Here is a 26,540-nt window from a genome sequence, read left to right on the forward strand (position 1 = left end):
CCGGAACAAAAATAATGACCGGTGATTGAGGTGCGCCCGGCTCCTGGCGCGTGAGATTTGCGCCAGGAGCATCTTTTCGCCCGCCCCAGTTTCTCTTCTCTGCTGCATTTGACCTCAGAACCATTTAAGAACGAAACCTGCCATCAGAGGCATATCCGCCCTGAGGTCCGAAAAGCGAGCAAAGAACATGGCTACCATCAAAGATGTCGCACGCGTCGCTGGCGTCTCGGTGACAACGGTTTCTGCGACCATTAATGACAGTGCACCGGTGAGTGCAGAGCTTCGCTCCAAAGTCGAAGCAGCAATCCAGACCGTTGGCTACAAGCCGAACACGCTGGCCCGCACTTTGCGCCTTGGCCATGCGCGTCAGATCGGTCTGCTTACGCCTGAATTGACAGTCAAGCACAATGCAAAGCTTACGCAAGTCTTGCAGAATGAGCTGGCGAAGCGAGACTACGGGCTGATGCTTGGTAGCGCCTCGCTGGATGCGACCAGCATGGCCAGCGACATTGCCCGCTTCACGGACCATCAAACTGCAGGCATTCTCATCATCGCGCCGTCATCTGACGCGATAATTGCGCCTGAAATTCTGAAGCGTTTTCAAGAACCTTTGGTTTCACTCGGCGACCTGCCTCAAAGCCTTGGCTGCGATTGCATCAGTGACGATCATCAGGCCGGAGCCAGACTGATTGTTCGCCACCTGCTTCAGCGCGGCTTCACAGACCTTTGTGTGATCGCCGGTAAAAGTCAGGACCGAACAGTAAAGAGCAGGCTCTCAGCCCTCACCGAAGCATTCAGTCAGTCAGGCTCGCCCCTGGCCGATGATGCCATTTTTCAAAATCACCAGGACGAGGATCAGGCGCTCCGTGCCGCGCAGAACATTCTTTTGAAGCCTGAACGGCCGGACGCCATCATCACCATTCAGCGCGAACAAACCATTGGTGTCGTGCGCGCATTGCGCTCCGTGGAGATGAACACGCCAGAGGATATTGCGCTCATATCTTTCGAAGACACCGGAATGGCAGAAGGCTTTCTGCCCGAAGTCACATCTCTAGAACCCGATATTCCGGGCATGGCTGAAAAGGCCGTTGAGGTTCTGCTAAGTCATATCAAAGGGAAAAAGCCAAAAGATGCCGGGCACGCACCGCTCACCCACCAGCTTTCACCCGGCCTTGCCATCCGCACATCGACCCGCGCAAAATGAAAAGGGGCGAATTTCGCGTTCCCCGCAAAATATAAAAAGGCAGAGCGAGAACCCCACTCTGCCTTCCGTTTTGGCGATTGCCCGGCAACACTGAAGCATCGCGTTCATGAGAGACCGGACGCCACATTTGCCCGATGCTTTAAGCCTTGTTTTTGTTGTAAACGTCAAACACAACGGCAGCGAGCAGCACCAGACCTTTAATGACCTGCTGATAGTCGATACCGATACCCATGATCGACATGCCGTTGTTCATAATGCCCATGATGAAGGCACCGACAACCGCACCGACAATCTTACCGACACCACCGGACATTGATGCACCACCAATGAACACGGCCGCAATCACATCGAGTTCGAAGGCGTTACCGGCTTTCGGCGTTGCAATGTTCAGGCGCGCTGCAAAGACCAGCCCCGCCAAGGCTGCCAGCATACCCATATTCACGAACACGATGAAGTTCAGCCTGCGGGTGTTGATACCCGAAAGAGCAGCAGCCTTTTCATTGCCACCGATCGCATAGATCCGGCGACCAAAGGTCGTGCTTTCGGTAATGAAGGTGTAAATCACCGTCAGAATCGCCATCGATATCAGAACGTTCGGCAGGCCACGGAAGGATGCCAACTTCCATGAAACGAAGACCAGAACCGCGGCAACAATGATGTTACGCCCGTAGAAGAAGGCAGCCGGTTCATTCTCAATGCCGTAAGCCTTGTTCCGGGTCCGAGCGCGAAAAGCGATATACACAATGGCGGCAGCTGCGATGATACCAGCGGCCAGTGCCGTCATGTTGGGACGGCCAATGCCGAAGAGATCTGGCACGAAGCCCGTGGAAAGAAGCTGGAAGGAGCTCGGGAACGGGCCAACGGACTGACCATTCAGCAGCCAGAGCGAAAGGCCGCGGAAGATCAGCATCCCCGCCAGCGTCACGATAAAGGACGGTATTTTCCAATAGGCAACCCAGTAGCCCTGCCAGGCGCCAATCAGCATCCCTGCAATGATACAGGCAGGAATAGCGACCAGCACAGGCAACTGCCATTGCACGATCATGACAGCGGCCAGCGCCCCGATAAACCCGACAATTGAACCCACCGACAGGTCGATATGCCCGGCCACGATGACCATCAGCATGCCCAGAGCCATAATGATGACGTAGGAATTCTGAAGGAACAGATTGGTGATGTTAACGGGTCTGAGAAGAACGCCATTCGTCACGATCTGAAAAAAGGCGATAATGACGATCAGCGCCAGCAGGATGCCGTAATCGCGCATTCTCTCACTCAGATAGGAACGGATCGAATGCTGGCCCGCTTCTGACTTTTCTTGGGGTGTATTCATCGTCATCTCTTTCTTATCTTCTGACAATGAAGGACATGATGCGTTCCTGGCTGGCTTCTTCAGCCGTCAGTTCGCCCACCAATGCCCCCTCGTTCATGACATAGATCCGGTCGCACATACCGAGAAGCTCAGGCATTTCAGACGAGATCATCACCACGCCGCGCTGTTCAGCGGCAAGCTGGTTCATGAGGTTGTAGATTTCAAACTTGGCGCCGACATCAATGCCGCGCGTCGGTTCATCGAGGATCAGAACGTCGGGCTGTGTGAACAACCATTTCGACAAAACGACCTTCTGCTGATTACCGCCGGAAAGATTGACCACCTTCTGTGCCACCGACGGCGTGCGGATGTTCATCGCCTTGCGATAATATTCAGACGTCTTGGTCTCTTCAGCCGAATTCAGAACCCCGTATCTTGAGACGCCGGGCAGATTGGCCAGCGTGATATTCTTCGTGATCGGTTCATCCAGCACCAGCCCAAGCGCTTTGCGGTCTTCGGTAACATAGGCCAGCCCGGCGAAGATCGCTTTCGGCACGGTTGACGTGTCCACCGGGCTGCCGCCCAGATACACCTGCCCGGATATGTTGCGACCATAGCTGTGCCCGAACAGACTCATGGCAAGCTCTGTACGCCCCGACCCCATCAACCCGGCGATGCCGACAATTTCACCGGCACGGACGTGGAAATTGGCGTCTTTGATGACCTTGCGGTCTGCATGTTCGGGATGCCAGACGGACCAGTCTTTCACCTCCATAAGGACTTCGCCGATATTGCGTTCGCGGTCCGGGTAGCGGTTTTCCATGTCACGCCCAACCATGTCATGGATGATGCGCGCTTCGGAGACATCCTCGGCCTTGCAGTCAATATCAGAGACAGAGGCACCGTCACGAATAACCGTGATCGCATCGGAAACCTGTTCGACCTCATTGAGTTTGTGCGAAATCAGAATCGACGTCATGCCCTGAGAACGGAGTTCTTTCAGCAATTCGAGCAATTTCTGGCTATCGCTTTCCGACAAAGCCGCCGTCGGCTCATCAAGGATCAAAAGGCGCACATTCTTGGATAGCGCCTTGGCGATCTCGACAAGCTGCTGTTTGCCGACCCCGATCTTTTCCACCAGTGTGGCTGGCGGATCGGTCAGACCGACTTTCTTAAGAAGCTTCTCAGTCCGGCTGTAGGTTTCAGGCCAGTCGATCACACCGCCGCGGGAGACTTCGTTTCCCAGAAAGATGTTTTCAGCAATCGACAGTTCAGAAATCAGAGCCAGTTCCTGATGGATGATGATAATGCCTTTTTTTTCGCTATCGGAAATACCTGAAAAGGTGGCCAGTTCACCATCGTAGTAAATTTCGCCATCATAGGATCCGTGCGGGTAGACGCCGGAAAGCACCTTCATCAGTGTGGATTTTCCGGCCCCGTTTTCGCCGACAAGAGCGTGGATTTCGCCCTCCTCGACAGAAAGATCGACCTCATTGAGCGCCTTGACGCCGGGGAACGTCTTGGTGATCGATCGCATTTCGAGCAATGTTGTCATAACGCCCTCACCCGTTTCATTTTCGAAGCCCCCGCCAGATATGCCTCTGGCGGATGGCCTCTTTTATCGTTTGCGGGTATCAGTTTTCGATCTGCTGCATCGTGTAGTAGCCGCTGTCGTCGACAAGGATCTGTTTCCAGTTATCCTTGGTCACTTCAACTGGCTCGAGCAGGTAGGAAGGAACGACCTTCTCGCCATTGTCATAGGTAGTCGTATCGTTGATTTCCGGCTCTTTGCCTTCATTGATGGCTTCAACCATCTCAACGGTGACACCAGCAAGTTTGCGGGTATCCTTGAAGATCGAGGAATACTGTAGGCCTTCGATAATGGCTTTCACATTCGGCAGGTTCGAATCCTGTCCGGTGACGATCGGCATTTTCATATCGCCCGAACCATAACCAATGCTTTTGAGCGAAGAGATTGCGCCCATGGCAAGGTCATCGTTGGAGGCATAAACGCCATTCAGGGTTTTATCGGTATAGAAGGCCGAAAGCAGGTTATCCATACGAGCCTGAGCCGCCGCGTTCGACCAGTTCAGCGTACCGATCTTGTCCATTCCCATCTGCTTCGACGGAATGACAATGTCACCGGAATCGATCAGCGGCTGAATGACGGACATCGCGCCGTTGTAGAAGAAATAGGCGTTGTTATCATCCGGAGAACCGCCGAACAGTTCAACGTTCCAGGGCTTGGTGTCGGGGAAGCGTTCTTTCAGACCTTCCACCAGGCTGTTACCCTGAATGACACCGACCTTGTAGTTATCGAAGGTGGCATAATAGTCGACATTCGGTGTGTTCAAAATCAAGCGGTCGTAAGCGATAACCGGAATACCGGCAGCAGCAGCATTTGCCAGCGGCGCTGTCAGGGAGCCGCCATCAATGGCAGCAATGACGAGAATATCGACCCCCTTGGTGATCATATTCTCGACCTGCGAGAGCTGCTGGGGAATTTCATTTTCAGCATATTGCAGGTCGGTCTTGTAGCCGGCCTCCTCAAACTGCTGAACCATGGACGCGCCATCCTTGTTCCAGCGATCAAGGCCCTTCGTCGGCATTGCAATACCGACATAGCCTTTGTCTGCTGCAAATGCAGGCACACTCAACGCTGCAACTGCCACAGAGGCGGCAGCCAGCATGGAAATAGCGGATTTCATAACTCTCTCCCGTTATCAGGCAAAACCGCTGTACGCGGTAATTAACCTTTGTATCAATGGCGCGGCGCCAAAAATGGCACAGTCCTTAAGGCGCCAAGCCTCCTCGTCTTTAAAGAACCGTTCCGATAAAACTCCAATCCCCGAAACGGTCACTGCAGACGAAAAGACGATATCTCATGATGCACGTATGTCAAACTGTTTCGATCAGCACAAAACATCTTTTTTGCAGTGCACCCAAATATTAGCTTCAATCGTTTCAAAAAAACAAACGATAAGTATGAACTAAAAATATATTTAAGGCGATTTTAGTCCAGACTTTACGCAGTTTTGGCACACTTGTGCTGATCCTCTAACCATGGACCTGATGATAAGCACAACAAACCCAAGTAGAAGGACGCGGCATTTTTGTTTGCCGCGCCCGCTCACAATCTGATTATTTCTGGACCTGATCAAGCGTATAGTAGCCGCTCTGGTCAACCAGGATTTCTTCCCAGTTCGAGGCGTCGATAGAAACCGGCTTCAGCAGGTAAGACGGAACGACCTTAACCCCGTTATCATAGGTTTTGGTATCGTTGATTTCCGGTTCTCCGCCTTCCAGAAGCGCCTGCACCATACCAACCGTCACACGTGCCAGTTCGCGCGTATCCTTGAACACGGTCGAATACTGCTCACCCATATTGATCGACTTGATAGACGGAAGTTCAGCATCCTGACCGGTCACGATCGGCATTTCCTGATCGCCGGAACCATAGCCGACGCCCTTCAGCGAAGACAGGATCCCGATGGAAAGGCCATCATATGGCGAAAGCACACCATGAATGGTTTCGTCAGTATAATTGGCCGAAAGCAGGTTATCCATACGCGCCTGAGCCACCGCGCCGTCCCAGCGCAGCGTACCGACCTGATTCATTCCCATCTGGCCCGACACGACGTTGATCTTCCCATCGTCGATCAGCGGCTGAAGCACTGACATAGCGCCATCATAGAAATAGTAGGCATTGTTGTCGTCCGGCGAGCCACCGAAAAGCTCAACGTTCCAGACATCCTGATCCGGGAAGCGCTCTTCAAGTCCCTGCACAAGACTCGATCCCTGCAGAACACCGACCTGGAAATTGTCGAAGGTTGCATAATAGTCAACATCGCCGCTTTCGCGAATCAGGCGGTCATATGCAACAACCGGAATGCCTGCAGCGGCGGCATTCGCCAGAGCGTTGGACAGGGTCGTACCATCAATCGAGGCGATAACCAGCGCATCGACACCTTTGGTGATCATGTTTTCAATCTGCGAAAGCTGGTTCGGGATATTGTCTTCGGCATATTGCAGATCAGTGCTGTAACCAGCGTCCTCAAACTGCTGCACCATGGATTCGCCATCTGAAATCCAGCGCGCTGAAGACTTGGTCGGCATGGCGATGCCCACCGTTCCTTTGTCTGCAAATGCGGGCACGGCAAACGACGATACGGTCACCGCTGCCACGGCGAACGCAGAAATTAGCAATTTCATATTCTCTCTCCCAATAAAGCGAAATTCGCTTGGTACGACTGCGCCCGGCGATAGATTGCGCTATCACCCTCCCTCTGCTGCAAAGAATTTCACCTCTTCAATCCTTCGCTGGCGGCGCAGTTTGCATAATGACGTTGTTCTGAAACGCACATTAGAGTCAAATTGAATACACCCATGCAGATATACCAATTTTGCTATATTTTGATTATAGAAATCGCGTTTGATTTTGAAATTATTGGTAAAATTCGTCCGCTTACGAAATCTCTCAGAGGAACAGATTAGCCTTTCGTATAATAGACCAAGGTGCCAATCGGGATACGGACGGACAGACCGATGGGCTCATGAGAAGGCATTTTTGCGACCGGAGAAAATTTTGGCGTTGATGAAGCCTGCAAGCTGCGCTAAAGAGACCGGACTTTCGATGGCTTGCTGTCGATTTCCAGGCGCCCGTAGCTCAGCTGGATAGAGTGTTGGATTCCGATTCCAAAGGTCACAGGTTCGAATCCTGTCGGGCGCGCCATTTCTTCATTGATTCCAATGAAAATGCTTCTGCCTTTGTTTGACGACAGGCGGATTATGTCGGGCAGGAAACAAAAAACGCGCCGGGCATGCCAGCGCGTTCATTAAAGCTCTACAGCAGATTCGTTGTTTCCAAGTGCCTCCTCCCGGATATCCCGAAAATCAAACGATCTTCAGCCGACAGCAGCCTGAGCCACCTCGGACCGGTCGCCATCGTCATCAATGTTCAGCAGCCTGAAAATGTCGTGACGGCGATGAACCAGATCAGCGATCGAGTATTTAGCCAACACTGTGAAGAACGCGTTCAATGCTTCACGCAGGGCCGAATTAAAACCGCAGCTGTCCACAAGAGGACAATCTGTATCGCCCGCGCCACCGAAACATTCCGCCATCGCGAAATTCTCTTCGGTCACGCGAACGACATCGAAGAGGGTGATTTCAGCTGCAGGTCTGCCAAGCTTCACGCCACCATTGCGCCCGCGAACGGTCTCCATGATCCCGGCCTTGTGCAGCGGCTGAATGATCTTGAACAGAAACAGTTCCGAAACGCCATAAGCCTTGGCAATCTCGGGAATCCGGCTCAACTTGCCGTCATTGGCCGCGCAGTACATGAGCATTCGAACCGCGTAATTGGTTTGCTTTGTCAGGCGCATACCGGACTCCTTGTTTAGAACGTTTCCATTTATATAACGCCTTTCCTTCTTTTGAACAATTCCAAAAAGAGGAAAATTTCACTCAAGTCTACGGCGGTACGCAGTTGACAGGCGAAAACTATTCCTGAATATCACACTCAAGATAAAATGCATATGGAGGATTGCATGTTTCGCCTGAAAGCATTTGCCGCAGCAGCGATGAGCCTGACCGCCATTGGTTTTGCAGCCCCTTCGTTCGCCAGTGGTTCTGTGAACGTCTACTCCTATCGCCAGCCTGAACTGATCGCACCTCTTTTGGAAGCCTTCGAGGATGAAACCGGAATCGAGACGAATGTTCTGTTTCTGGACAAAGGCCTCGTCGAGCGTGTGAAGGCGGAAGGTGCCAATTCTCCGGCAGATGTGATTCTGACCGTTGATATTGGCCGCCTCACAGAGGCCAAGGAAGCTGATGTTACGCAATCCGTTACCAGTGAAATCATCAATGCAGACATTCCAGAAGAATACCGCGATCCGGAAGGCGACTGGTTTGCTCTGACCAAGCGCGGCCGCGTGGTTTACGCCTCGAAAGACCGAATCGGTGATATTCCGATCACCTATGAAGAACTCGCGGATGAAAAATGGAAAGGCGCAATCTGCATTCGTGACGGGCAGCATGCCTATAACATTGCGCTCTTCGCATCGATGATCGCCCACCATGGCGCGGAATATACAGAAGAATGGCTGACAGGCCTGAAAAATAATCTTGCGACACGCCCGAACGGCAATGACCGCAGCCAGGCCAAGGCGATCATGTCCGGCGAGTGCGATCTGGCGCTTGGAAACACCTATTATGTTGGCCTGATGATGACCAATGAAAAGGAACCGGAGCAACAGCAATGGGCCGACGCCATTACGGTTCTGTTTCCCAATGCCGATGGTCGCGGCACACATGTGAATGTTTCGGGCATGGCGATGGCAAAGAACGCGCCCAACCGGGAAAGTGCGCTGAAACTGATGGAATTTCTGGCCTCACCGGAAGCACAGGAAATCTATGCGGAACAGGTTTTTGAATATCCTGTGATGCCGGGCGCCGAAGCATCGGACATTGTGAAATCCTTCGGCGAGATCCACCCGGATTCACTCTCACTTGCTGAAATTGCGTCCTACCGCAAACAGGCCTCCGAGCTTGTTGATAAAGTCGGCTTCAATGATGGTCCCTGACCATCAAAATCCGTATCGGCAGAATCTTAAAAGGCAGCTTTTTCGAGCTGCCTTTTTCATGGCTCTTGCACTGGACCAGCGTTGCAACGATACTCATTTGTAAGCCAATCTGGCCATCATTGATCCCGAATAACCGGGAGCTGCAGGGAGAATCCCATGTTTTCGTCTATCAAGTCCGCCACCGTTCATGCATTTGGCGCTCTCATGCTGCTCTCAGCTGCAGGCTGCCAGACACAGTCTGTAACGCCAATGACAAGCACTCTGCCGGAAAATCCAACAATGCAGCAGTTGCTGGATGAAGCAGCAACGGCTGATCTTGGGGCACAGCTTTGCCAGTCTTATGGGGGCTTGCGCGCAACCAACCGGCTGAACGCTCTGGCAGAAAATGATTATGCGAAAGCACGCGCAATGGGCGCGACAGATGCTGACATCCGTCAGGCCCAGATCCGCGCAAGACAGAAAGCATCGGCCGACCAGAACCTCACCGGGAATGACAAGGCCTGCAACGATATTCTCAGCCTCTATCAGCTGCCATCGCCGATGCAGGGCAGCCTCTGACGCGCCTTGACGAAAATGGCTGGCGGAATAAGCAGCCCTGGCGCACGATGAGAGGAATAAATTCTCATGTATGAGCGCTATAATCAGGCGCCCGCCTCAAGGGAAAAGTTTCGCCTGAGGCTGGCACTGCACGCACTGGCTGCGCTGGCTTTATGTCTTGCGTCAATTGCGGCAGGCGCGATCGGTTTTGTTGTGCTTGAAGGCATGGACTGGTCCCGTGGCCTGCTAAACGCCACAATGCTGATCAGCGGTCTCGGACCGGCAGAAGTGCCGGAAACCACAGAGGCCAAGATTTTTGCCAGTATCTTCTCGCTTTATGCAGGGTTCGTTTTCGTTGCCATGTCGGGTATTCTGATCGCGCCGGTTGCGCACCGGCTGCTGCACTATTTTCACTGGGACGATGGTGACGAAGAAGACTGAAGCCTACCCGAGCGCCAGTAGCAATGGCATCCCCACCATCATAGCAGGTAACGAAAAACCTCAGTTGCCATGTCGCGCTGCGTCGATAACGGCAACGTCGATTTTTCGCATCTGCATCATAGCCTCGAATGCGCGCTTCGCCTCCTCGCCTCCGGCAGCCAGGGCCTCTGTCAGCGTTCTAGGCGTAATCTGCCAGGATAAGCCCCATTTATCTTTGCACCAGCCGCAGACACTTTCTTCACCGCCGTTAGAAACAATGGCGTTCCAGTACAGGTCGGTCTCCGCCTGATCATCAGTCGCGATCTGAAAGGAGAAGGCTTCGCTTTTTCTAAACTCCGGTCCGCCGTTCAGCGCGATGCACGGGATACCAAACACTGTAAATTCAACAATCAGAACATCACCAGCCTTTCCGGCCGGATAGTCACCCGGTGCCCGCTGCACCGCAGTCACCGCGCTGTCGGGGAAGATTTCTGCATAGAAACTGGCTGCAGCTTCGGCATCCTTTTCATACCAAAGGCAAACCTTGTTCTTGGGTATCGTCATCGCTCTTTTTCCTCCGTTTTAGCGACTGCCTTCAACGGCCTGTTTCTGTGGCGGCTTTCCGGGAATCAGCTGCCCGCCAGTGCTGCATGTGATCAGCCATGGCCCGTTGAAAAGCCTGACGTTCTCTGGCACGGTCAACATAGGAAACAAGCTGCGGAAAACGCGCAAGCGCGCCTTCAGATTCGACCACCCGCAGCACTTCGACCATCGCAATATCCGCGATGGTGAACTTATCAGCCAGCCAGGCTTCTCCGCCGAGCGCCATTTGGAGCGCTTCAAGCTTCGCCTCCATCTCCCGTCGCGCATGTTCAATCACAACATCTTCCGGCGGCGGGCCGAAAAAATCCGGGAATCTTGTGGCAAGAACCATCGTCACCCAGTGCATCACAGACATCTCAACAGTGTTGAGAGCGGCAAAAAGCCATTGCGTCACCTTCGTGCGATCCGAAGCTGGCAAAAGCGCAGTGCCTTCACCGAGATGCATCAGGATCGCTCCGCTCTCGAACAACGTCAGATCGCCATCAACAACAATGGGAACCTGTCCGAACGGCTGCAGCGCCAGATGGCCAGGGCTTTTTGGGTATGCAGGGACGGTGTCGACTGTGTAGGGCTGGCCGGTTTCCTCAAGCACCCACCGCACTCGCAGATCGCGCACGAATCCTCGCGGAAACTCTGGCAACCAGTCAAATGTATAGAGGGTCAGAGTCATTTTGCGGCCTCCGAATCGAACATTAACTCGAAGCCGCCCCACACCATTCGCTTGCCATCAAATGGCATTTCCGGCAGAGTTTTCATGGCTGGGTCTTGCTGCATCTTCTCCCATGAGGCATCAGCCACCTCCTTGTTCGGCCACTCAATCCAGGCAAAAACGATAGCCTCCCCTTCCTGCGCCTGAACGGCACGGTAGAGGTCAGTCAGCTTTCCTTCCGGAACGTCAACGCCCCAGGTTTCGACCATGCGTGTCGCCCCATAAGAGCGCATTAGCGGCCAGGCAGCCTCCACATGCTCAAGGTATTTCTGCTTGTTTGCCACTGGCACCGCAGCTACTGAACCGGTGAAATAGGTCATGATAAACATCTCCTCCTGATATTCATAAGGATCAAACCAATTGCAGGATCAACATGACAGTGTTAGTAGTAAAAAACAACAACCAGTATTAAAAAATGACTAAACCCAAGAAAAACCCATCGCTACGTTATGATGAAGGGTGTCTCGCAGCGCATGCTCTGAACCTGATTGGAGACAGATGGGCACTGCTCGTTGTGCGCGAGCTGATGTTCACCGCAAAACGGTTTCAGATGATTCGTTCTGGCATTCCGGGAATTACAGCCAGCGTTCTGACAGGCAGACTTGCTCAGCTTATTCAGGCCGGCGTCATCAAGCATGAAGAGAGGCTGGGCATCTATACGCTGACAGAGGAAGGCAAGGCGCTTCTGCCCGTTCTGGAAGAATTGTGTCGCTGGGCCTTAAAGGTTCCGGGGCACGATCCATCACGCTTCATCAGTCCTACGGCACTGATGATTTCGATGGGCGTCAACCTGATCGCTGAACGCGCCGGGAGCCTGAAGGCGAGCGCAGGTTTCGATTTTGATACCGAGGCCTTTGAAATGACGCTCTGTGACGGCTTACTTACAACCAAAGCTGTCTCAAAGGCGCAAACGCCGTTTGTGATTAAAGGCAATGGGAATCAACAGGCGGCGGCCGTTTACGGCCCGGCTCCACTTTCTGCGCTGATCAGCAAAGGTGTGGTTGAGGTGACCGGCGACATCGATGAAGCTCAAACGTTTCTGTCACTTTTCGAGCTTCAAAAAAGCCATTCCGCACCATCAAAGAACGACAGGTGAATGAGTTCGGTCCGGGCAGTAATGACGGTCTGCAAACAAGCAATCGGTGCTTATCACCGATACCACCGCCCTTTTTGAGAAGAACACGACCGTCTCGCCCCGAGGGGCCGAACGTTTTTTGCCGACGATACAAAAAGAATGAGTGGTACGGTTGGGTGGGGTCGAACCACCGACCTCAGGTGCCACAAACCTGCGCTCTAACCAACTGAGCTACAACCGCACAAGGTCGATGCCGTGAAGCATCGCGGGCTGACATAAAAGGCTTGGAACCATTTTGCAAGCCCATATGCACCATATAATAAAAATCTCTGTGACAGAAAATAAAAAGCCAGCAAACCGACTGGCTTGGCGTTCGGCCGTTAACCCTTAAAATCAAAAGGCAGAGCTCCTATCTGGACCGTCAGTGCCGCTATGATTAAAAAAGCGTTAAGTCAGTGTCTCAGTGGCATTCTGGAAGAATCATTTGCCAGACGCTGCGGACATAACTGAAAGCACGCCCTCACAAACCGGGTTTGAGCACCATGCAGAAAGACAACGTCTCTTTCATTGCCTTTGCCGCACACAACGATGTGCGAAGCCTTTATGCTGCAAGCCAGCCCCTTCTGGCGATCAACGCCGAAGACGGGCGTATCGTGTGGACAAATGCGGCAGGCGCCCGCTTTTTCGGCCATTCGGCAATTACCGGGATGCTCAATGGACAACCGGCGACCAACCTGATCGCATTCCGTCAGTTCAAGGCCGCTGCAGCGCAGCTTGAGCGCGGCGCACAAGACAAGAAGCTGTTCACGATCTATTTGACACAGCGTTTCAGGCGCTTGGGTGTTACAGCCGAAGCGATTCCCCTGACGGTGGATGGCAGCAACTACATCCTGTTTTCCTGCAATCTGGATTCAGCCGACCGCCATATTCTGGTTGAAGGGTTCAGCGCTGATGAAGCCCATCTGGCTCTGGTCGATCAAACCGGCACTCTGCTGGAGGCATCGAAAGGTTTTTCTGACATCAGTGTCGCCCCTGAAATTATCGCCCAAATGTGTGATCAGCTTTCGGACCACGATTTAAATGTGACCGAGCGTCTGACCACTACGGACAGCGGCATATGGCCATTAACGCTGGGCCGTTTAGGCGATGATCCGGCCACCTACCTGTTGTTTGTATCCGGAGAAATTACGGATGTGAGTGCTGAAGAAGACAGGATCGTGCCACCGCCCGAACCTGACGCAGCGGTGGCTGCGCCTGAACGTTCTGCGCGTGAAGTCATCGAGGTGATTGATGGTCAGCTTGAAGCCCTTGCCGCCAGCGACGATGCGCCCGAAGAACAACCGGACGCGCCACTGATCCGCCGGTTCACACCGGAAGAGCGACCGGCACCGCCAAACAACGGGAGAGCCGGGAAAAGAACGCAAACGATCCGCCGTCCGGTTCGCTTCGTCTGGCGAACCGACAAGGATGGTCGCTTCACGGAGGTTTCGCATGAGCTTGCAGAAGCTGTTGGCTCGCAGGTCGCGGACATTATCGGCATGCGTTTTGAAGAGCTGGAGACCAGGCTTGGCGTTCGGGGCGGAAAGGCAATTGAACAGCTGATCGGGACTTCGGGAACATGGTCCGGAAAAACAGTCTTCTGGCCGATCGCCGGGTCTGAAATGAGGGTGCCTGTCGATCTGGCTGCCCTGCCGACCTATACCCGTGAGCGCCTTTTTGAAGGTTTTCGCGGCTTTGGTCTTGTCCGCCTTGGCGAAGAAACGCTGTCAGAACCGGAAGACAATGACACAGCTCCTCCCTTCGCTGATCTGGAAGGACATGAGACGGATAATCGCTCCCAGTTGACCAATCAGCTGAATGAAGATGAGCGCCGCGCCCTAGGGGAGATTGCCGACCGATTGAAAGCGATGGGCGCAGGCCTTGAGGATGAACAGGAATACGAGACGGCTTATTCACAAGCAGAAAAGCCGCATTCTCCGATCCTGCGCAAAACTGCCAAGCCACATGAATCTGAAAAGGACACGATAGCAGCGGCCGAGAAAATCGACGCAATGGATGCGCCCATGCTGGTTCAGTCGGGCGACGATGTATTGCACGTCAATCCGGCATTCCTGGCCCTTTCGGGCTACGGATCACGCACTGCAATCGTGGAAGCAGGTGGCCCCGATGCTCTGATCGCCCGCGATCAGGACGAACAATTATTCCTCGTAACATCCGACGATGGCCGTTTGCCGGTTTCGATCCACCTGCAGACAATCAAGTGGCAGCGCGGCCACGCATTGGCCATGACCGTGAGGCCGGACCGCCGCGATGAAAAGTCATTTCAGCCCGCTTCCGTGGAACCAGAAAACCAACGGCAAGCATCCGGAAACGCGAACGAAGCTGACGGTCCGGATGAGCTGCGGGCCATTTTAGAAACGGCTGCAGACGGAATCATCATTATTCGTCAGGATCACTCAATCCGTTCATTAAGTGCATCTGCACTGGCGCTTTTTGGCCTCGAACCTGCGAAGATTGCCGATATGAAGCTTTCAGCTCTGTTTGCAGAGGAAAGCTGGCGCGATATTGAAGAACGCATCGAAAGACTGGAACACAACGCCCGCGCGACCATCATGCCAGATGGCCTGGAAGCCATCGCCTGTGAAGCCAGCGGCGGCCTTATTCCTGTTTTCATGACGCTTGGCCGTATGCCGAAATCCGGTGAGATCTGTGCGGTTTTACGTGATATCACCGGGTGGAAGCAGCATGAAGATGCACTTCACTGCGCCAAACGCGACGCAAGACAGGCAGAGCAGGAAAGGGATGTGTTTCTGGCAACGCTCAGGCATGAACTGAGGCAGCCGCTTGACGCCATCGTATCGCTGTCCGATACGATCTCCAATGAGAGGTTCGGTCCGCTCGGCGACGATCATTATCATGCACTTGCCCGCGAAATTGCGAGCAAAGGCCGGCAGGCGCGCGAGGCGGTCAACCGTCTGATTGGGGAAAAAGAAAGCAAAGCGGCACCCAACCTCATGCCCAGCCTTTCAGGCGCGCGTCTCAATGAGACGATTGCAGAAGCAGTCAGTTTGATCCAGCCTGGCGCCAATGCAAGACGCATTATTGTTCGCACAGCGCTCTCCCCCTCCCTCAATGATGCAACCGGGGATACAGAAACGCTAAAAGCCATTGTCACCCAGCTCGTTGAAGAGGCTGTCCGCAGCGCTCCTGCTGGCGGACAGGTCATCGTCTCAACAGCGCAGAGCCAAGCCGGTGAAACGGTGATGCGATTGCGCGATCATGGCACAGGCGAGCGAAGCCGCGTCAACCTGGCAGAAGACGGACCAGCCCATGCTCAAGACGAAACGCCGCGTCTGGCAAAGGCACGGAAGTTGACGGAAGGCCTTTCCGGACGACTGGAGGTTCACGCGCTCGCCAATGAAGGCACGTTGGTAGAAGTGTTTTTTAAGGTTCCCGACACGCTTGCGAAACGTGGGAACGAACAGTAAAACCGGGCTTCATTAATCAGGTTTTCCCGGTGGCGCAGATGCGCTCCCGCTTTCGCCGGATGGGCGCACGTGTCAGTTTGGAATAAATCCACGAGTTTCAGGCCATTGCGAAGGTTTGCCGGTCTTCAGCGGCTAACGGTTGCCTCCACCCTGATTTGCGCGCTGATGCTGATGCCGGTTGCTGCAATTTTCTGGATTGCAGCCACGGGTGATGCCAGCGGTCTGTCCCATCTGGCAGAAACTGTGCTTCCCAGAACAGCGGGCCGAACGCTCAGCCTTCTGATTTTCAATGCCATAGCGACGGGCATCATCGGCGTTCTTACAGCCTGGCTTGTGGTTTCCTTCGATTTCCCGTTTCGGCGTCTGCTTTCCGTTGCACTCGTTCTGCCGATGGCGATGCCGATTTATCTTTCAGCTTATGCCTTCGGTGAGTTTTTCGATTTCACCGGCCCGGTCCAGACGATTTATCGGGCACTTTTTGGTTTTCAGAGCGCTCGTGATTACAGTTTTCCCGATATCCGCTCTCTCGGTGGCGTCGTTCTGGTCATGGCCAGTGTGCTTTACCCCTATGTCTACCTTGCCGCGCGCTCGGTATTCCTGATGCAGGGGCGCAATGCCGCCGATGTGGCACGTACCCTCGGCGCTGGCCGGTTCAGGGTTTTCTGGCGGGTTCAGCTTCCGATGGCGCGCCCGGCCATCGTCGTCGGTCTGACACTGGTCATGATGGAAAGCCTTAACGATATCGGCGCGGTTCAGTATCTTGGTGTCAACACGCTCACCTTTTCGATCTATGAGACGTGGCTGAACAGAGGCAGCCTCGCAGGGGCTGCTCAACTGGCTGCCATTATGCTGGTTTTCGTCTTTCTTCTGATCCTTCTTGAGCGCATAGCCCGGCGCAATCAGCGCTACAGTGCCAGCCGCGCGGCGGGCGACGGAAGGCGTGTTCAGCGTCAGAAGCTTATCGGCTGGCGGGCCTTTTGCGCAGCTTTGGCCTGCCTGGCCCCGGTTTTGATCGGATTTGTTATCCCGGCACTGGTGCTTTTGGACTACGCGCTCAAACGACTGGATGAGTTTGCATCAGAACGGCTCTTCGACGCCCTCCTTACCAGTATATCGGTTTCCGCTCTGGCCGCAGTCGCTGCTATCATCTTTGGCCTTATCCTGTCGTTTTCGGTTCGAACGAAACCGGGCCGGCAAACACGGTCACTCGCCCGGCTGTCAGCGCTTGGCTATGGTATTCCGGGAACCGTTCTGGCCATCGGCGTTCTCATTCCACTGGCTGCGCTGGACAATGCGGTAGATGGCGCGCTACGCAACACATTTAACATTTCGACCGGCCTTATTCTGTCCGGCAGCGGGTTTGCGATCGTCTATGCCTGTACGGTTCGCTTTCTGGCGATGGCTGAAGGCAATATTGATTCAGGCTTCCAGAAACTTTCCCCCAGTCTGGATATGGCGGCACGCACGCTGGGTCGCACGCCGGGGCAGGCCCTGTTCTCTGTCCTTTTGCCCAATATGCGCCCTGCCCTTCTCACGGCCGCGCTGCTGGTCTTTATCGAAACTCTGAAAGAGCTTTCCGCCACGATCCTGTTAAGACCATTCAACTTCAACACGCTTGCAACCCTCGTTTACGAGGACGCCTCCCGGTCGCAGGTTGAAAGTGCATCAGTGCCAGCAATGATCATCATTCTTGCCGGACTGATCCCCGTTCTTCTGGTTTCCCGCTCCATGGATCCGCAGCGAACGCACTGATTGTGCTCAGGATTGTTCCAGCGCAAAGCCGCAAGCGTCATTTCCTGTCAGATGCGGTCCAGATGAAACCGGAAATCAGCATCATGTCGGAAAACCCCATGCCAAAACGTATCATTGTCGGCATTACCGGTGCCAGCGGCACAATCTACGGGATCCGCGCGCTGCAGCTGCTGTCGGGGCTTGATGTTGAAACACATCTGGTCATGTCCAAAAGTGCTCAAACGACGCTTGCTCTTGAAACAGAGCTTTCTTCCGGCACACTGAAATCACTCGCCGACATTGTTTATGAACCGGACAATATCGCAGCAGCAATCGCGAGTGGCTCGTTCAGAACCTGCGGCATGCTGATTGCGCCCTGCTCGATGCGGTCTCTGGCGGAAATTGCCAATGGCATGACATCGTCATTGCTCACGCGTGCTGCCGATGTTCAACTTAAAGAACGAAGGCCGCTGGTTCTGATGGTTCGCGAAGCCCCGCTTCATGCCGGGCATTTGCGCAATATGCTGAAGGCAACAGAAATAGGTGGCATCATTCACCCACCGGTTCCAGCCTTCTATACACACCCTCAAACCATTGAGGATATTATAGATTATTCGGTTTCACGCGCACTACAAAACCTTGGAATTGAGGTACCGGGCGCGAAAGAATGGGAAGGCCTTTCATAACTTTCCGTTCTCGCCTAAACGCTTTGGTAACCAAACCATACGAGAATCCGATTTGTCACCAGTTTTCAGTTACGTGTTCAAAGCGAGTATCTCATGGTTCCGGTCTCCGCCCTCTCGGCACGCCCCGCGCATCCCGCACGCGCTCAGTGGCTCGATAGCATCATCAAGGGCGATTGCGTCGCAGCGCTTGAAGCGCTCCCGGATCATTCGGTGGATGTTATTTTTGCCGATCCGCCCTACAATCTTCAGCTCAATGGTGTTCTTCACCGTCCTGACCAGTCGAAAGTTGATGCCGTCGATGATGAATGGGATCAGTTCGCCTCGTTTGAAGCCTATGATGCCTTCACCCGCGCATGGCTTCTGGCTTGCAAGCGCGTTCTCAAGCCAACCGGCACGATCTGGGTGATCGGATCTTATCACAATATCTTTCGCGTCGGCGCCAAGATGCAGGATCTCGGTTTCTGGCTTCTCAACGATGTTGTCTGGCGCAAGACGAATCCGATGCCGAATTTCAAAGGGCGTCGCTTTCAAAATGCCCATGAGACACTGATCTGGGCCAGCCCGAATGCAGAGGCACGCGGATACACCTTTAATTATGACGCGATGAAAGCGGCCAATGACGATGTGCAGATGCGCTCAGACTGGCTGTTTCCGATCTGCTCAGGTTCCGAACGAATCAAAGGCGAAGACGGCAAGAAGGTTCATCCGACACAAAAGCCGGAGGCTCTGCTTTCGCGTATTCTTCTGTCCTCGACCAAACCCGGAGACGTGGTCCTTGATCCGTTTATGGGATCTGGCACGACCGGCGCTGTTGCGAAGCGTCTTGGCCGGCACTTTGTCGGCGTAGAACGCGAACAGGACTACATCGATGCCGCTGAAAAGCGCATCGCAGCCGTCGAGCCGCTTGGCGAAGAAATGCTTGCGCCGTTGCCCGGCAAGAAAACCCAGCCACGCGTGGCGTTTCTCTCGCTGATCGAGAGCGGTCTTCTTGCGCCCGGTGACACGCTGACCTCGCCCAAGGGCGACCATGTGGCTGTCGTCCGTGCCGATGGCACACTCGCAAGAGCGAAGGATGCCGGTTCGATCCATCGGCTGGGCGCCATCGTTCAGGGGCAGGAATCGTGCAACGGCTGGACGTTCTGGCACTACGAGGAAGATGGCAACCGTTATCCGATCGACCGGTTGCGTGGCCGCATTCGCGCATCCATTGCGGGTATATGACGACCGATATAATCTATGGTTGTAATTCTTTATTAACCGTAATGCGTGATTGTCGCTGCGTAGACAGAGCAAAAAAGTAAACTGCCTGTCAGAACGTTCACGACCTCCGAACGCAGGCACAGGCTTGGCCGGGTCCGCTCCCTACGGACCCGGCTTTTCTGTTACGAGACAGAAATACCGAATGCAGCGAGGTCACGCTTTAACGTTTCGGCATCAATGAACTGAACCGCCTGCCAGCCTGCTGCTTTCGCACCCTCCACATTTTCACGCTTGTCATCAATGAAAAGCGTTGCTGCAGGCGTGATCTCAAGGGTCTGCACGTGATGCTCGAAGATATCACGATCAGGCTTTACCTTGCCGATTTCACCGGAGATCGTAATGCCCCGGGTTTCATTGAGGAAGGGAAAACGCGCGCGACACTCCGTAAACGTATCTGCCGCAAAATTCGTCAGCAACGTCACATCAAGATCGCTGTTCAGCAATGCTCTGAAAACCGCAACAGAATCCTCATGCGCATATGGAATCATTTCTGACCAGTTCTTGCGGAATGCCCGGATATTTTCAGCTTCATCCGGATATTCAGCAATAGCAGCTGCCTCTGCTTCCTCCCAGGTCCGGCCTCGGTCCTGCTCATGATTCCAAGGACCTGAGCAGACTTCGGACAGGAACCATTCGCGCTTCTGATCATCAGGAATAATCCGTTTGAACGGAATCGTGGCGTCGTAATGCACCAGCACATTGCCAATATCGAAAACGATGTGGCGGATTTCTGTTGTCATGATTTACCTACTCCCTGCGGCTTGAATGCTTGCGGTATTGCCTCCGAGATTGCCTTTTTCATGACACTTGGCAAAGCCTTTTCACCAAGTTCGTCTATAGGCTCCCATCGACCACCTGAAACAGCCTGTTTCTGTGTTTTTGCGTGCCAGACCGTCAGACGCAACTCAAAATGCGTAAACACATGTGTCACATCTCCCGCACGCCGCCAGCCAGCCGCAAAAGGCGCGGCATTGGCACCGGTCTCACCATCCTTGCGTGATGTCCAGCCAGTGGTCGGCACTTCCGCCATTCCACCAAGCAAGCCTGATTGCGCACGGGTGCGAACCAGTATTTTCCCGTCCTCCGTTTCCGCAACGAAGGCCGCTCCGACACGGACGGGCCGCTTTGCTTTGGGCAGCTTCACGGGAAAACGCTGCGGATCATCACTGGCCAGAGCGCGACAGCCTTCACGAAGCGGGCACAGCACGCAGGCCGGGCGTTTGGGTGTGCAGATCGTTGCGCCAAGATCCATCATCGCCTGCGCAAAATCGCCCGGACGGTCGAGCGGGGTTACCGTTTTCGTTTTCGCCTTCACTTCCGTCTTGGCCGATGGAAGCGGTGTTTCAATCGCATAAAACCGCGTCATCACGCGTTCGACATTGCCATCCACCACGGCTTCCGGGCGATCGAATGCGATCGCAGCAATGGCTGCGGCTGTATAATCTCCGATTCCGGGCAACGCTTTCAGACCTTCGAACGTGTCGGGAAAAATGCCGCCGTGATCACGCGCGATGGTCTCCGCACACTTCTTCAGATTGCGAGCACGGGCATAATAGCCAAGCCCCGCCCATGCCGCCATGACATCATCGGTATCAGCAGCCGCCAGGTCTTCAACCGATGGCCAGCGTTTCAAAAACTTGTCGAAATAGCTCTTCACCGCCTGCACGGTGGTCTGCTGAAGCATAATTTCTGACAGCCATACATGATAAGGATCGGGACGTACGCCCTTCGCTTTTTCATCAGGCCCGACACGCCACGGCAGGATGCGATGATGGTGATCGTACCAATCGATCAGGGCTTGTGCATTAAGGTCCATGAAGGTCAGATTTATCCAGAAGAGAAAAGAAAATACCGCTTGCGCGGCGCAACGGTATTCAACGACAGAAAAAAAGCCTATTTTGAGCCGGAAAAGCAAGGGCAGCACTTCAAAGCCCACAACGGAAAGCCTGGTATGAAACCCCATCGACCGAGATCAGCCAGCCAGATCGCCGACATTGCCAACAGTCTGGTCGATCCTATTCTGGCCAAGAGGTCCGGTATTTCAACATCACTTCTGAACGCCTGGGAAGAAATCGCAGGTGAATCCTATGCTGCATTCTCCCGACCGGAAAGTATCAACTGGCCGCGCCGCAATGAGGGTATGGAGGACGGCAGTTTCCGTCCCGGCGCTCTGACAATTGCCTGCGAAGGTGCGCGGGTGCTGTTTCTGACCCACGCCAAAGATGAACTTATTCATCGTGTAAACGGTTTCTTCGGTTTCATCGCGATTGACCGCATCCGTATCGTTCAAAAGCCAATTCAGCCGCAAAACGCCAGACATAAAGCACCACCGCAACTGACACTGGCAGAAAAAAAGACGCTGGAGCGCAAGCTGGAGGGCATTGAATCCGATGACCTGAAGCGCGCGATCATGCGGCTTGGTACCGGTATTCTTGACGAAAAGCGAAAGAAAGCAACAAAGCGTTAGCCGCAATGGCAGTGCGTTTTGTTTCAGTCACATTTGTTTGACTTATGATGACACGGCGTGACTTGTTTGCGATGACGATGACCGCTAGTGAAGTTTTAAAGGAACATCCTTCAGACGAGAGGCCCGATATGCGCGAACTGAAAATCACCAAACGCTCCTTTCTCAACGGCATAGCCGCAGGCGGCGCGGGCATTTCTGCTGCCGCGTTTGGCGGAAGTCTGCCCTTTGCCGCAAGCGCCTGGGCCCAGGATGTCGAGCTGCCGGAAAGTCAGGGCAATGTCGATATGGAAGAAGCGTTGAAGCCGGGCACGCTGCCAGAGATTACGCTGGGTGATGAAAATGCGCCGGTGAAAATCATCGAGTATCTTTCGATGACCTGCCCGCACTGTGCTGATTTTCAGGAAGGCACATTCCCGGCGATCAAGGAAAACTTCATCGACACCGGAAAAGTCTACTATATCTTCCGCGAATTCCCGTTTGATCCACGGGCAATGGCAGGTTTCATGCTCGCACGTTGTGCCCCGAACGGAAAGTATATTCCGTTCATGGATATGATGTTTTCCAAGCTGAGAACCTGGGCAACTGCAGAAGATGGCAGTGCAGCCATGCTTCAAATGGCGAAACTGGCCGGTTTTACACAGGAAAGCTTCCAGGCCTGCTTGACGGATCAGGATCTTCTCAATGACATAAACGGTGTTCGGGAGCGCGCGGCCGAAGAATTCGGGGTACGGGCAACGCCAACCTTCCTGATCAATGGAAAGAAATATTCGGGGGATATGTCGGTTGACACGATGTCGGCCCTTATCAATAGCATGCTTTGAAACGCGGCCGTTCGTTGAGAATGCGGCGCGCGCCAGAGCGGGCGTGCGCCGATGAAATTTACCCGCCTGCGTCTTCTCGGCTTTAAGTCCTTCGTCGAAGCCAGTGACTTTGTCATCGAACCCGGACTGACGGGCGTGGTTGGCCCCAATGGCTGCGGCAAGTCCAATCTTGTCGAAGCATTGCGTTGGGTAATGGGGGAAAACTCCTACAAGAATATGCGTGCCTCCGGAATGGATGATGTCATCTTCTCCGGCTCCGGCAGCCGTCCGGCACGCAACTCTGCCGAAGTCGGCCTTTATCTCGACAATTCAGATCGCACCGCACCGGCTGCATTTAATGACAGCGATGAACTCCAGGTTTCGCGTCGCATCGCCAGAGAACAAGGTTCCGTCTATCGCATCAATGGCAAGGAAGCCCGTGCGAAAGACGTACAGCTGCTTTTTGCCGATGCTTCAACCGGGGCACGCTCCCCTTCAATGGTTGGTCAGGGGCGTATCGGCGAGCTGATTCAGGCAAAGCCTCAGGCAAGGCGCCAGCTTCTGGAAGAAGCCGCAGGCATTTCCGGGCTTTATTCGCGCCGGCACGAGGCAGAGCTGAGGCTGCGCGGCGCGGAAAGCAATCTGGAACGGCTGGAGGATATCACCGCTCAGCTAACCTCGCAGATCGAAAGCCTTAAGCGCCAGACGCGACAGGCCACACGCTTCAAAGCGCTCTCCGCCGATATCCGCGCACAGGAAGCGATCCTGCTTCATATCCGCTGGACGGATGCCAAAAGGGCGGAGGGAGAAGCCGAAAGTGCACTGAACACGCTGACCGCACTTGTCGCAGAGCGGGCCAACACACAGATGGAGGCTGCGAAAGCACAGGCCGTCGCCGGCTTGCCCATCACAGAGTTGCGCAACAGCGAGGTGAATGCGGCTGCAACCCTTCAGCGTTTGCAGATCGCGCGGCGGCAGCTGGAAGACGATGCCGACCGGCAGATGCGTCGCCGTGATGAGCTGACCCGGCGGCTGATGCAGCTTTCCGAAGATATACGCCGTGAAGAAGCCATGATCGCGGACAACAGCGCCATACTGGCTCGGCTTGAGGAAGAACAGGCAGAGCTTGCCGACATGATCGGCTATTCCGGAGAGGAGCTGGCAGCGGCGCGGCAAGCCCAGGATGAAGCGGCCTCAAAGCTTGCCGAGAGCGAAAGCGTATTGTCACGCACAACTTCTGAGCGCGCTGAAGCCGCTGCCCTGAAGGCGCAATACGAACGTTCGATCCGGGACCTGACTGACCGGCGGGGCCGGCTTGACCGTCAGATTGTTGAAGCTGATGCAGAGCTTCGCCAGCTTGATGAACGCATGGCCGCTCTGCCCGATCCGGCAGAAAAGCAGGCCGTCCTTGAGGCCGCTATGGCTGCCGAAGAAGAAGCCTATGCCGCGCAGGAAGAGGCCGAGGAAAAGCTGGCCGCCGCACGTCAGGAAGAAGCCCTGAAACGCCAGCCGGTCGAAGCGGCCAAAGCCAGGCTTTCCGAGATTGAAACAGAGGCCAGAACCATTGAGCGTATGCTTGCTGCCTCAGCCGCATCCGGCGACTTTACGCCTCTGGCAGAGCTTTTGAGCATCGAGCAGGGCTATGAGACAGCGCTTGGCGCGGTTTTGGGCGACGACCTTGAAACGCCGCTGGACGAAACAGCCGCAGCCTTCTGGCACGGCAATGGTGATGGAACAGACGACCCCCGACTGCCGGAAAATGTGAGCCCGCTCAGCAAACAGGTTCAGGCACCATCTGAGGTCATGCGACGGCTGCGACAAATCGGCCTTGTGCAACCGCAAGATGCTGAAAAAACGATGGCTTTACTAAAGCCGGGACAGGAACTCGTGACGCGCGAAGGCGCAGTTTACCGCTGGGATGGCCACATCAAGAGTGCCGATGCGCCCAGCGCTGCGGCACTCAGACTTTCGCAGAAAAACCGGCTTGCTGCCCTTGAACACGACCGGGAGGCCGCCGAAATCGTGCTGGAAGATGCGCGGATCGCGCAGGAAGAGGCCACATCCGCAGCCCGGAATGGCGAAGCGATGCTTGCCAGCGCCCGCGAAGCTGCAAGGCTTTCGGCCCGCAACAGTGCAGAAGCACGCTCGGCGCTGTCTGAAGCCGAAAAAGTATCCGGCGAACTCATGCGCCGCCGCGATGTTATTGCCGAAACCCGCAGCCAGCTTATTGCGCAGGCCGAAGACATCGACGGACGCCGCGAAGACGCGGAAGCGGAGCTCGCCAATGCCCCGGATTTCTCCGCGCTTGAAAGCCAGTTGACCTCGCAGGAAGCCCAGGTTGCCCGCGACCGCGGAGAACTGGCAGAAGCCCGCGCCCGTCACGATGGTCTGGTACGCGAAAATGATTCCCGCCAGCGGCGCATTGCAGCGATCGGCCATGAACGCTCAAGCTGGCAGAACCGCGCCCAAAACGCAGAAGCCCAGATTGCGACGTTGAAATCGCGTGAAGAAGAGGCGCAGGCCGAGCTTGAGGATTTGCAGGACGCGCCGGAAGAGGTGGCGGAAAAGCGCCGCAACCTCACCCGCGAGCTGGAAAAGGCAGAAGAGGCGCGCAAAGCCGCAGCTGACCGACTGGCCGAGGCCGAATCGGCCCAGCGTGAAGCCGATAAGGTCGCAGCCAAAGCCCTTTCCGATCTTGCAGAAGCGCGCGAGCAGCGCGGCCGGGCAGAAGAACGGCTTGTTTCTGCGCGGGAACGCAGGGAAAGCGCGGAAGCGCGTATTCGCGAAGTACTGGAAGTGGCACCGCATGAGGCTTACCGACTGACAGGCCTTCCCGCAGAGGCCACCATACCGGACCCCATGCAGGTGGAGAGAACTCTGGAACGGCTGAAGGTGGAACGCGAGCGGCTGGGGGCCGTCAACCTCAGGGCTGAAGAAGAGCAGCAGGAACTTTCCGAAAAGCTCGACACGCTTGTGCGTGAACGCGATGATATTCTCGATGCCATCGCCAAGCTGCGAAGCGCGATCCAGAGCCTTAACCGGGAAGGTCGCGAACGGCTTCTGGCCGCATTTGATGAAGTCAACGATCAGTTTCAGCGACTATTTAACCACCTGTTCGGCGGTGGCGATGCAGAACTACAGCTGGTGGAATCCGACGACCCGCTGGAAGCCGGACTGGAAATTCTGGCGCGCCCGCCCGGCAAAAAGCCACAGACGATGACACTTCTTTCCGGCGGTGAGCAGGCATTGACGGCGATGGCGCTGATCTTTGCCGTCTTCCTCACCAACCCGGCTCCGATCTGCGTGCTCGATGAGGTCGACGCTCCGCTTGATGATCACAATGTTGAGCGCTATTGCAACCTGCTTGACGAGATGGCAGCAACGACGGAAACCCGTTTCGTTGTGATTACCCATAACCCTATAACCATGGCACGAATGAACCGGCTCTTCGGTGTCACCATGGCCGAACAGGGTGTCTCACAGCTTGTTTCCGTCGACCTTCAGACTGCAGAGCGACTGGTTGAAGAAGTATGAAGACCGGAACGACGCCGGCCTCAATCCACTCTGCTTTAGAGCGTCAGGCGCGATGAATGAATCGTATGGGATTCCGTTTTTGTGTGATTTGTGATTCCTTGTGTCAAAGGAGATTTCCGATGACCCGAGC

The 26,540-nt window shown here is 54.7% G+C and carries 22 protein-coding genes and 2 tRNA genes; 13 read left to right on the forward strand and 11 right to left on the reverse strand.

All coding sequences use genetic code 11. The features are described from left to right. The first annotated feature begins 187 nt into the window (after positions 1-187). Positions 188-1,204 carry a LacI family DNA-binding transcriptional regulator gene (locus EDC90_RS11185; protein WP_132311550.1) on the forward strand — a complete coding sequence of 339 codons (1,017 nt, stop codon included), beginning with the start codon at positions 188-190 and terminating at the stop codon, positions 1,202-1,204. Between the two features lie 139 nt (positions 1,205-1,343). On the opposite strand, the gene mmsB is transcribed toward EDC90_RS11185, so the two are convergent. The 4 genes from mmsB to chvE (EDC90_RS11205) all read right to left on the reverse strand — a co-directional run bounded on the left by mmsB (position 1,344) and on the right by chvE (EDC90_RS11205) (position 6,728). Further along, the gene (gene mmsB, locus EDC90_RS11190; RefSeq protein ID WP_132311552.1) at positions 1,344-2,537 is read right to left on the reverse strand and encodes a multiple monosaccharide ABC transporter permease; all 1,194 of its coding nucleotides are present in this window, start codon (positions 2,535-2,537) and stop codon (positions 1,344-1,346) included. Positions 2,538-2,550: 13 nt separating this feature from the next. Continuing rightward, entirely contained in the window at positions 2,551-4,071 is a 1,521-nt protein-coding gene (gene mmsA, locus EDC90_RS11195) for a multiple monosaccharide ABC transporter ATP-binding protein (RefSeq protein ID WP_132311554.1), read from the reverse strand. A 79-nt stretch (positions 4,072-4,150) separates the two neighbouring features. Beyond that, entirely contained in the window at positions 4,151-5,224 is a 1,074-nt protein-coding gene (chvE, locus tag EDC90_RS11200) for a multiple monosaccharide ABC transporter substrate-binding protein (RefSeq protein ID WP_132311556.1), read from the reverse strand. Positions 5,225-5,657: 433 nt separating this feature from the next. After that, entirely contained in the window at positions 5,658-6,728 is a 1,071-nt protein-coding gene (gene chvE / locus EDC90_RS11205) for a multiple monosaccharide ABC transporter substrate-binding protein (protein ID WP_132311558.1), read from the reverse strand. Positions 6,729-7,171: 443 nt separating this feature from the next. Here chvE (EDC90_RS11205) and EDC90_RS11210 point away from each other — a divergent pair. Beyond that, positions 7,172-7,248: transfer RNA gene (locus EDC90_RS11210), tRNA-Arg, on the forward strand. A gap of 172 nt (positions 7,249-7,420) precedes the next feature. On the opposite strand, the gene rirA is transcribed toward EDC90_RS11210, so the two are convergent. Next, entirely contained in the window at positions 7,421-7,900 is a 480-nt protein-coding gene (gene rirA, locus EDC90_RS11215; protein WP_132311560.1) for an iron-responsive transcriptional regulator RirA, read from the reverse strand. A 165-nt stretch (positions 7,901-8,065) separates the two neighbouring features. On the opposite strand from rirA, the gene EDC90_RS11220 reads away from it, so the two are divergent. The 3 genes from EDC90_RS11220 (at position 8,066) to EDC90_RS11230 (ending at position 10,078) form a co-directional block, all read left to right on the forward strand. Continuing rightward, positions 8,066-9,100 (forward strand): Fe(3+) ABC transporter substrate-binding protein, encoded by a 1,035-nt coding sequence (locus EDC90_RS11220; protein ID WP_165972810.1) that lies wholly within the window; start codon positions 8,066-8,068, stop codon positions 9,098-9,100. A 156-nt stretch (positions 9,101-9,256) separates the two neighbouring features. Next, complete coding sequence (locus EDC90_RS11225) at positions 9,257-9,658, forward strand: hypothetical protein (protein WP_132311562.1); 402 nt, start codon at positions 9,257-9,259, stop codon at positions 9,656-9,658. 66 nt (positions 9,659-9,724) lie between these two features. Beyond that, positions 9,725-10,078: a hypothetical protein gene (locus EDC90_RS11230; protein WP_132311564.1), complete on the forward strand. Its 354-nt coding sequence runs from the start codon at positions 9,725-9,727 to the stop codon at positions 10,076-10,078. A 60-nt stretch (positions 10,079-10,138) separates the two neighbouring features. Here EDC90_RS11230 and EDC90_RS11235 read toward each other — a convergent pair whose 3' ends face one another. The 3 genes from EDC90_RS11235 to EDC90_RS11245 are packed head-to-tail and all read right to left on the reverse strand — an operon-like array spanning position 10,139 to position 11,689. Continuing rightward, positions 10,139-10,615 carry a VOC family protein gene (locus EDC90_RS11235; protein WP_207903893.1) on the reverse strand — a complete coding sequence of 159 codons (477 nt, stop codon included), beginning with the start codon at positions 10,613-10,615 and terminating at the stop codon, positions 10,139-10,141. A 37-nt stretch (positions 10,616-10,652) separates the two neighbouring features. Beyond that, positions 10,653-11,330 carry a glutathione S-transferase family protein gene (locus EDC90_RS11240; RefSeq protein ID WP_132311568.1) on the reverse strand — a complete coding sequence of 226 codons (678 nt, stop codon included), beginning with the start codon at positions 11,328-11,330 and terminating at the stop codon, positions 10,653-10,655. Further along, entirely contained in the window at positions 11,327-11,689 is a 363-nt protein-coding gene (locus EDC90_RS11245; protein WP_132311570.1) for a DUF1428 domain-containing protein, read from the reverse strand. Before EDC90_RS11245 ends, EDC90_RS11240 begins: the two co-directional genes overlap by 4 nt. Positions 11,690-11,784: 95 nt before the next feature. Here EDC90_RS11245 and EDC90_RS11250 point away from each other — a divergent pair, with 95 nt between their 5' ends. Continuing rightward, complete coding sequence (locus tag EDC90_RS11250; protein WP_132311572.1) at positions 11,785-12,465, forward strand: winged helix-turn-helix transcriptional regulator; 681 nt, start codon at positions 11,785-11,787, stop codon at positions 12,463-12,465. A gap of 143 nt (positions 12,466-12,608) precedes the next feature. On the opposite strand, the gene EDC90_RS11255 is transcribed toward EDC90_RS11250, so the two are convergent. Further along, a tRNA-His gene (locus EDC90_RS11255) sits at positions 12,609-12,685 on the reverse strand. Positions 12,686-12,986: 301 nt separating this feature from the next. Here EDC90_RS11255 and EDC90_RS11260 point away from each other — a divergent pair. The 4 genes from EDC90_RS11260 (at position 12,987) to EDC90_RS11275 (ending at position 19,570) form a co-directional block, all read left to right on the forward strand. After that, positions 12,987-15,932, forward strand: a complete 2,946-nt coding sequence (locus tag EDC90_RS11260) for a PAS domain S-box protein (RefSeq protein ID WP_132311574.1) — start codon at positions 12,987-12,989, stop codon at positions 15,930-15,932. 105 nt (positions 15,933-16,037) lie between these two features. Then, positions 16,038-17,684: an ABC transporter permease gene (locus EDC90_RS11265; protein ID WP_245511031.1), complete on the forward strand. Its 1,647-nt coding sequence runs from the start codon at positions 16,038-16,040 to the stop codon at positions 17,682-17,684. A gap of 98 nt (positions 17,685-17,782) precedes the next feature. Beyond that, entirely contained in the window at positions 17,783-18,349 is a 567-nt protein-coding gene (locus tag EDC90_RS11270; RefSeq protein ID WP_207903892.1) for a UbiX family flavin prenyltransferase, read from the forward strand. Between the two features lie 93 nt (positions 18,350-18,442). After that, positions 18,443-19,570 carry a site-specific DNA-methyltransferase gene (locus EDC90_RS11275; protein WP_132311576.1) on the forward strand — a complete coding sequence of 376 codons (1,128 nt, stop codon included), beginning with the start codon at positions 18,443-18,445 and terminating at the stop codon, positions 19,568-19,570. Positions 19,571-19,731: 161 nt separating this feature from the next. Here EDC90_RS11275 and EDC90_RS11280 read toward each other — a convergent pair whose 3' ends face one another. Both EDC90_RS11280 and mutY read right to left on the reverse strand, forming a co-directional pair. After that, positions 19,732-20,349 (reverse strand): HAD family hydrolase, encoded by a 618-nt coding sequence (locus tag EDC90_RS11280; RefSeq protein WP_132311578.1) that lies wholly within the window; start codon positions 20,347-20,349, stop codon positions 19,732-19,734. Next, on the reverse strand, positions 20,346-21,425 hold the full coding sequence (gene mutY, locus EDC90_RS11285; RefSeq protein WP_132311580.1) for an A/G-specific adenine glycosylase: 1,080 nt from the start codon (positions 21,423-21,425) through the stop codon (positions 20,346-20,348). The genes EDC90_RS11280 and mutY overlap by 4 nt, the downstream gene beginning before the upstream one ends. Before the next feature lie 135 nt (positions 21,426-21,560). Between mutY and EDC90_RS11290 the strand changes: the two genes are divergently transcribed. From EDC90_RS11290 to EDC90_RS11300, 3 genes are all read left to right on the forward strand, one after another. Beyond that, positions 21,561-22,076, forward strand: a complete 516-nt coding sequence (locus tag EDC90_RS11290) for a DUF721 domain-containing protein (RefSeq protein WP_132311582.1) — start codon at positions 21,561-21,563, stop codon at positions 22,074-22,076. 128 nt (positions 22,077-22,204) lie between these two features. After that, positions 22,205-22,897 (forward strand): DsbA family protein, encoded by a 693-nt coding sequence (locus EDC90_RS11295; RefSeq protein ID WP_132311584.1) that lies wholly within the window; start codon positions 22,205-22,207, stop codon positions 22,895-22,897. Between the two features lie 51 nt (positions 22,898-22,948). Continuing rightward, positions 22,949-26,410: a chromosome segregation SMC family protein gene (locus tag EDC90_RS11300; protein ID WP_132311586.1), complete on the forward strand. Its 3,462-nt coding sequence runs from the start codon at positions 22,949-22,951 to the stop codon at positions 26,408-26,410. Positions 26,411-26,540 lie beyond the last annotated feature (130 nt).

Source organism: Martelella mediterranea (genome assembly GCF_004342225.1).
GTDB classification, from domain to species: domain Bacteria; phylum Pseudomonadota; class Alphaproteobacteria; order Rhizobiales; family Rhizobiaceae; genus Martelella; species Martelella mediterranea_B.

Excerpts from the sequence above, each read along its gene's own strand:
- EDC90_RS11185 (WP_132311550.1), top strand. The coding sequence starts at position 188 with ATGGCTACCATCAAAGATGTCGCACGCGTCGCTGGCGTCTCGGTGACA.
- mmsB (WP_132311552.1), bottom strand. The coding sequence starts at position 2,537 with ATGAATACACCCCAAGAAAAGTCAGAAGCGGGCCAGCATTCGATCCGT.
- mmsA (WP_132311554.1), bottom strand. The coding sequence starts at position 4,071 with ATGACAACATTGCTCGAAATGCGATCGATCACCAAGACGTTCCCCGGC.
- chvE (WP_132311556.1), bottom strand. The coding sequence starts at position 5,224 with ATGAAATCCGCTATTTCCATGCTGGCTGCCGCCTCTGTGGCAGTTGCA.
- chvE (WP_132311558.1), bottom strand. The coding sequence starts at position 6,728 with ATGAAATTGCTAATTTCTGCGTTCGCCGTGGCAGCGGTGACCGTATCG.
- rirA (WP_132311560.1), bottom strand. The coding sequence starts at position 7,900 with ATGCGCCTGACAAAGCAAACCAATTACGCGGTTCGAATGCTCATGTAC.
- EDC90_RS11220 (WP_165972810.1), top strand. The coding sequence starts at position 8,066 with ATGTTTCGCCTGAAAGCATTTGCCGCAGCAGCGATGAGCCTGACCGCC.
- EDC90_RS11225 (WP_132311562.1), top strand. The coding sequence starts at position 9,257 with ATGTTTTCGTCTATCAAGTCCGCCACCGTTCATGCATTTGGCGCTCTC.
- EDC90_RS11230 (WP_132311564.1), top strand. The coding sequence starts at position 9,725 with ATGTATGAGCGCTATAATCAGGCGCCCGCCTCAAGGGAAAAGTTTCGC.
- EDC90_RS11240 (WP_132311568.1), bottom strand. The coding sequence starts at position 11,330 with ATGACTCTGACCCTCTATACATTTGACTGGTTGCCAGAGTTTCCGCGA.
- EDC90_RS11245 (WP_132311570.1), bottom strand. The coding sequence starts at position 11,689 with ATGACCTATTTCACCGGTTCAGTAGCTGCGGTGCCAGTGGCAAACAAG.
- EDC90_RS11250 (WP_132311572.1), top strand. The coding sequence starts at position 11,785 with ATGACTAAACCCAAGAAAAACCCATCGCTACGTTATGATGAAGGGTGT.
- EDC90_RS11260 (WP_132311574.1), top strand. The coding sequence starts at position 12,987 with ATGCAGAAAGACAACGTCTCTTTCATTGCCTTTGCCGCACACAACGAT.
- EDC90_RS11270 (WP_207903892.1), top strand. The coding sequence starts at position 17,783 with ATGCCAAAACGTATCATTGTCGGCATTACCGGTGCCAGCGGCACAATC.
- EDC90_RS11275 (WP_132311576.1), top strand. The coding sequence starts at position 18,443 with ATGGTTCCGGTCTCCGCCCTCTCGGCACGCCCCGCGCATCCCGCACGC.
- EDC90_RS11280 (WP_132311578.1), bottom strand. The coding sequence starts at position 20,349 with ATGACAACAGAAATCCGCCACATCGTTTTCGATATTGGCAATGTGCTG.
- mutY (WP_132311580.1), bottom strand. The coding sequence starts at position 21,425 with ATGGACCTTAATGCACAAGCCCTGATCGATTGGTACGATCACCATCAT.
- EDC90_RS11290 (WP_132311582.1), top strand. The coding sequence starts at position 21,561 with ATGAAACCCCATCGACCGAGATCAGCCAGCCAGATCGCCGACATTGCC.
- EDC90_RS11295 (WP_132311584.1), top strand. The coding sequence starts at position 22,205 with ATGCGCGAACTGAAAATCACCAAACGCTCCTTTCTCAACGGCATAGCC.
- EDC90_RS11300 (WP_132311586.1), top strand. The coding sequence starts at position 22,949 with ATGAAATTTACCCGCCTGCGTCTTCTCGGCTTTAAGTCCTTCGTCGAA.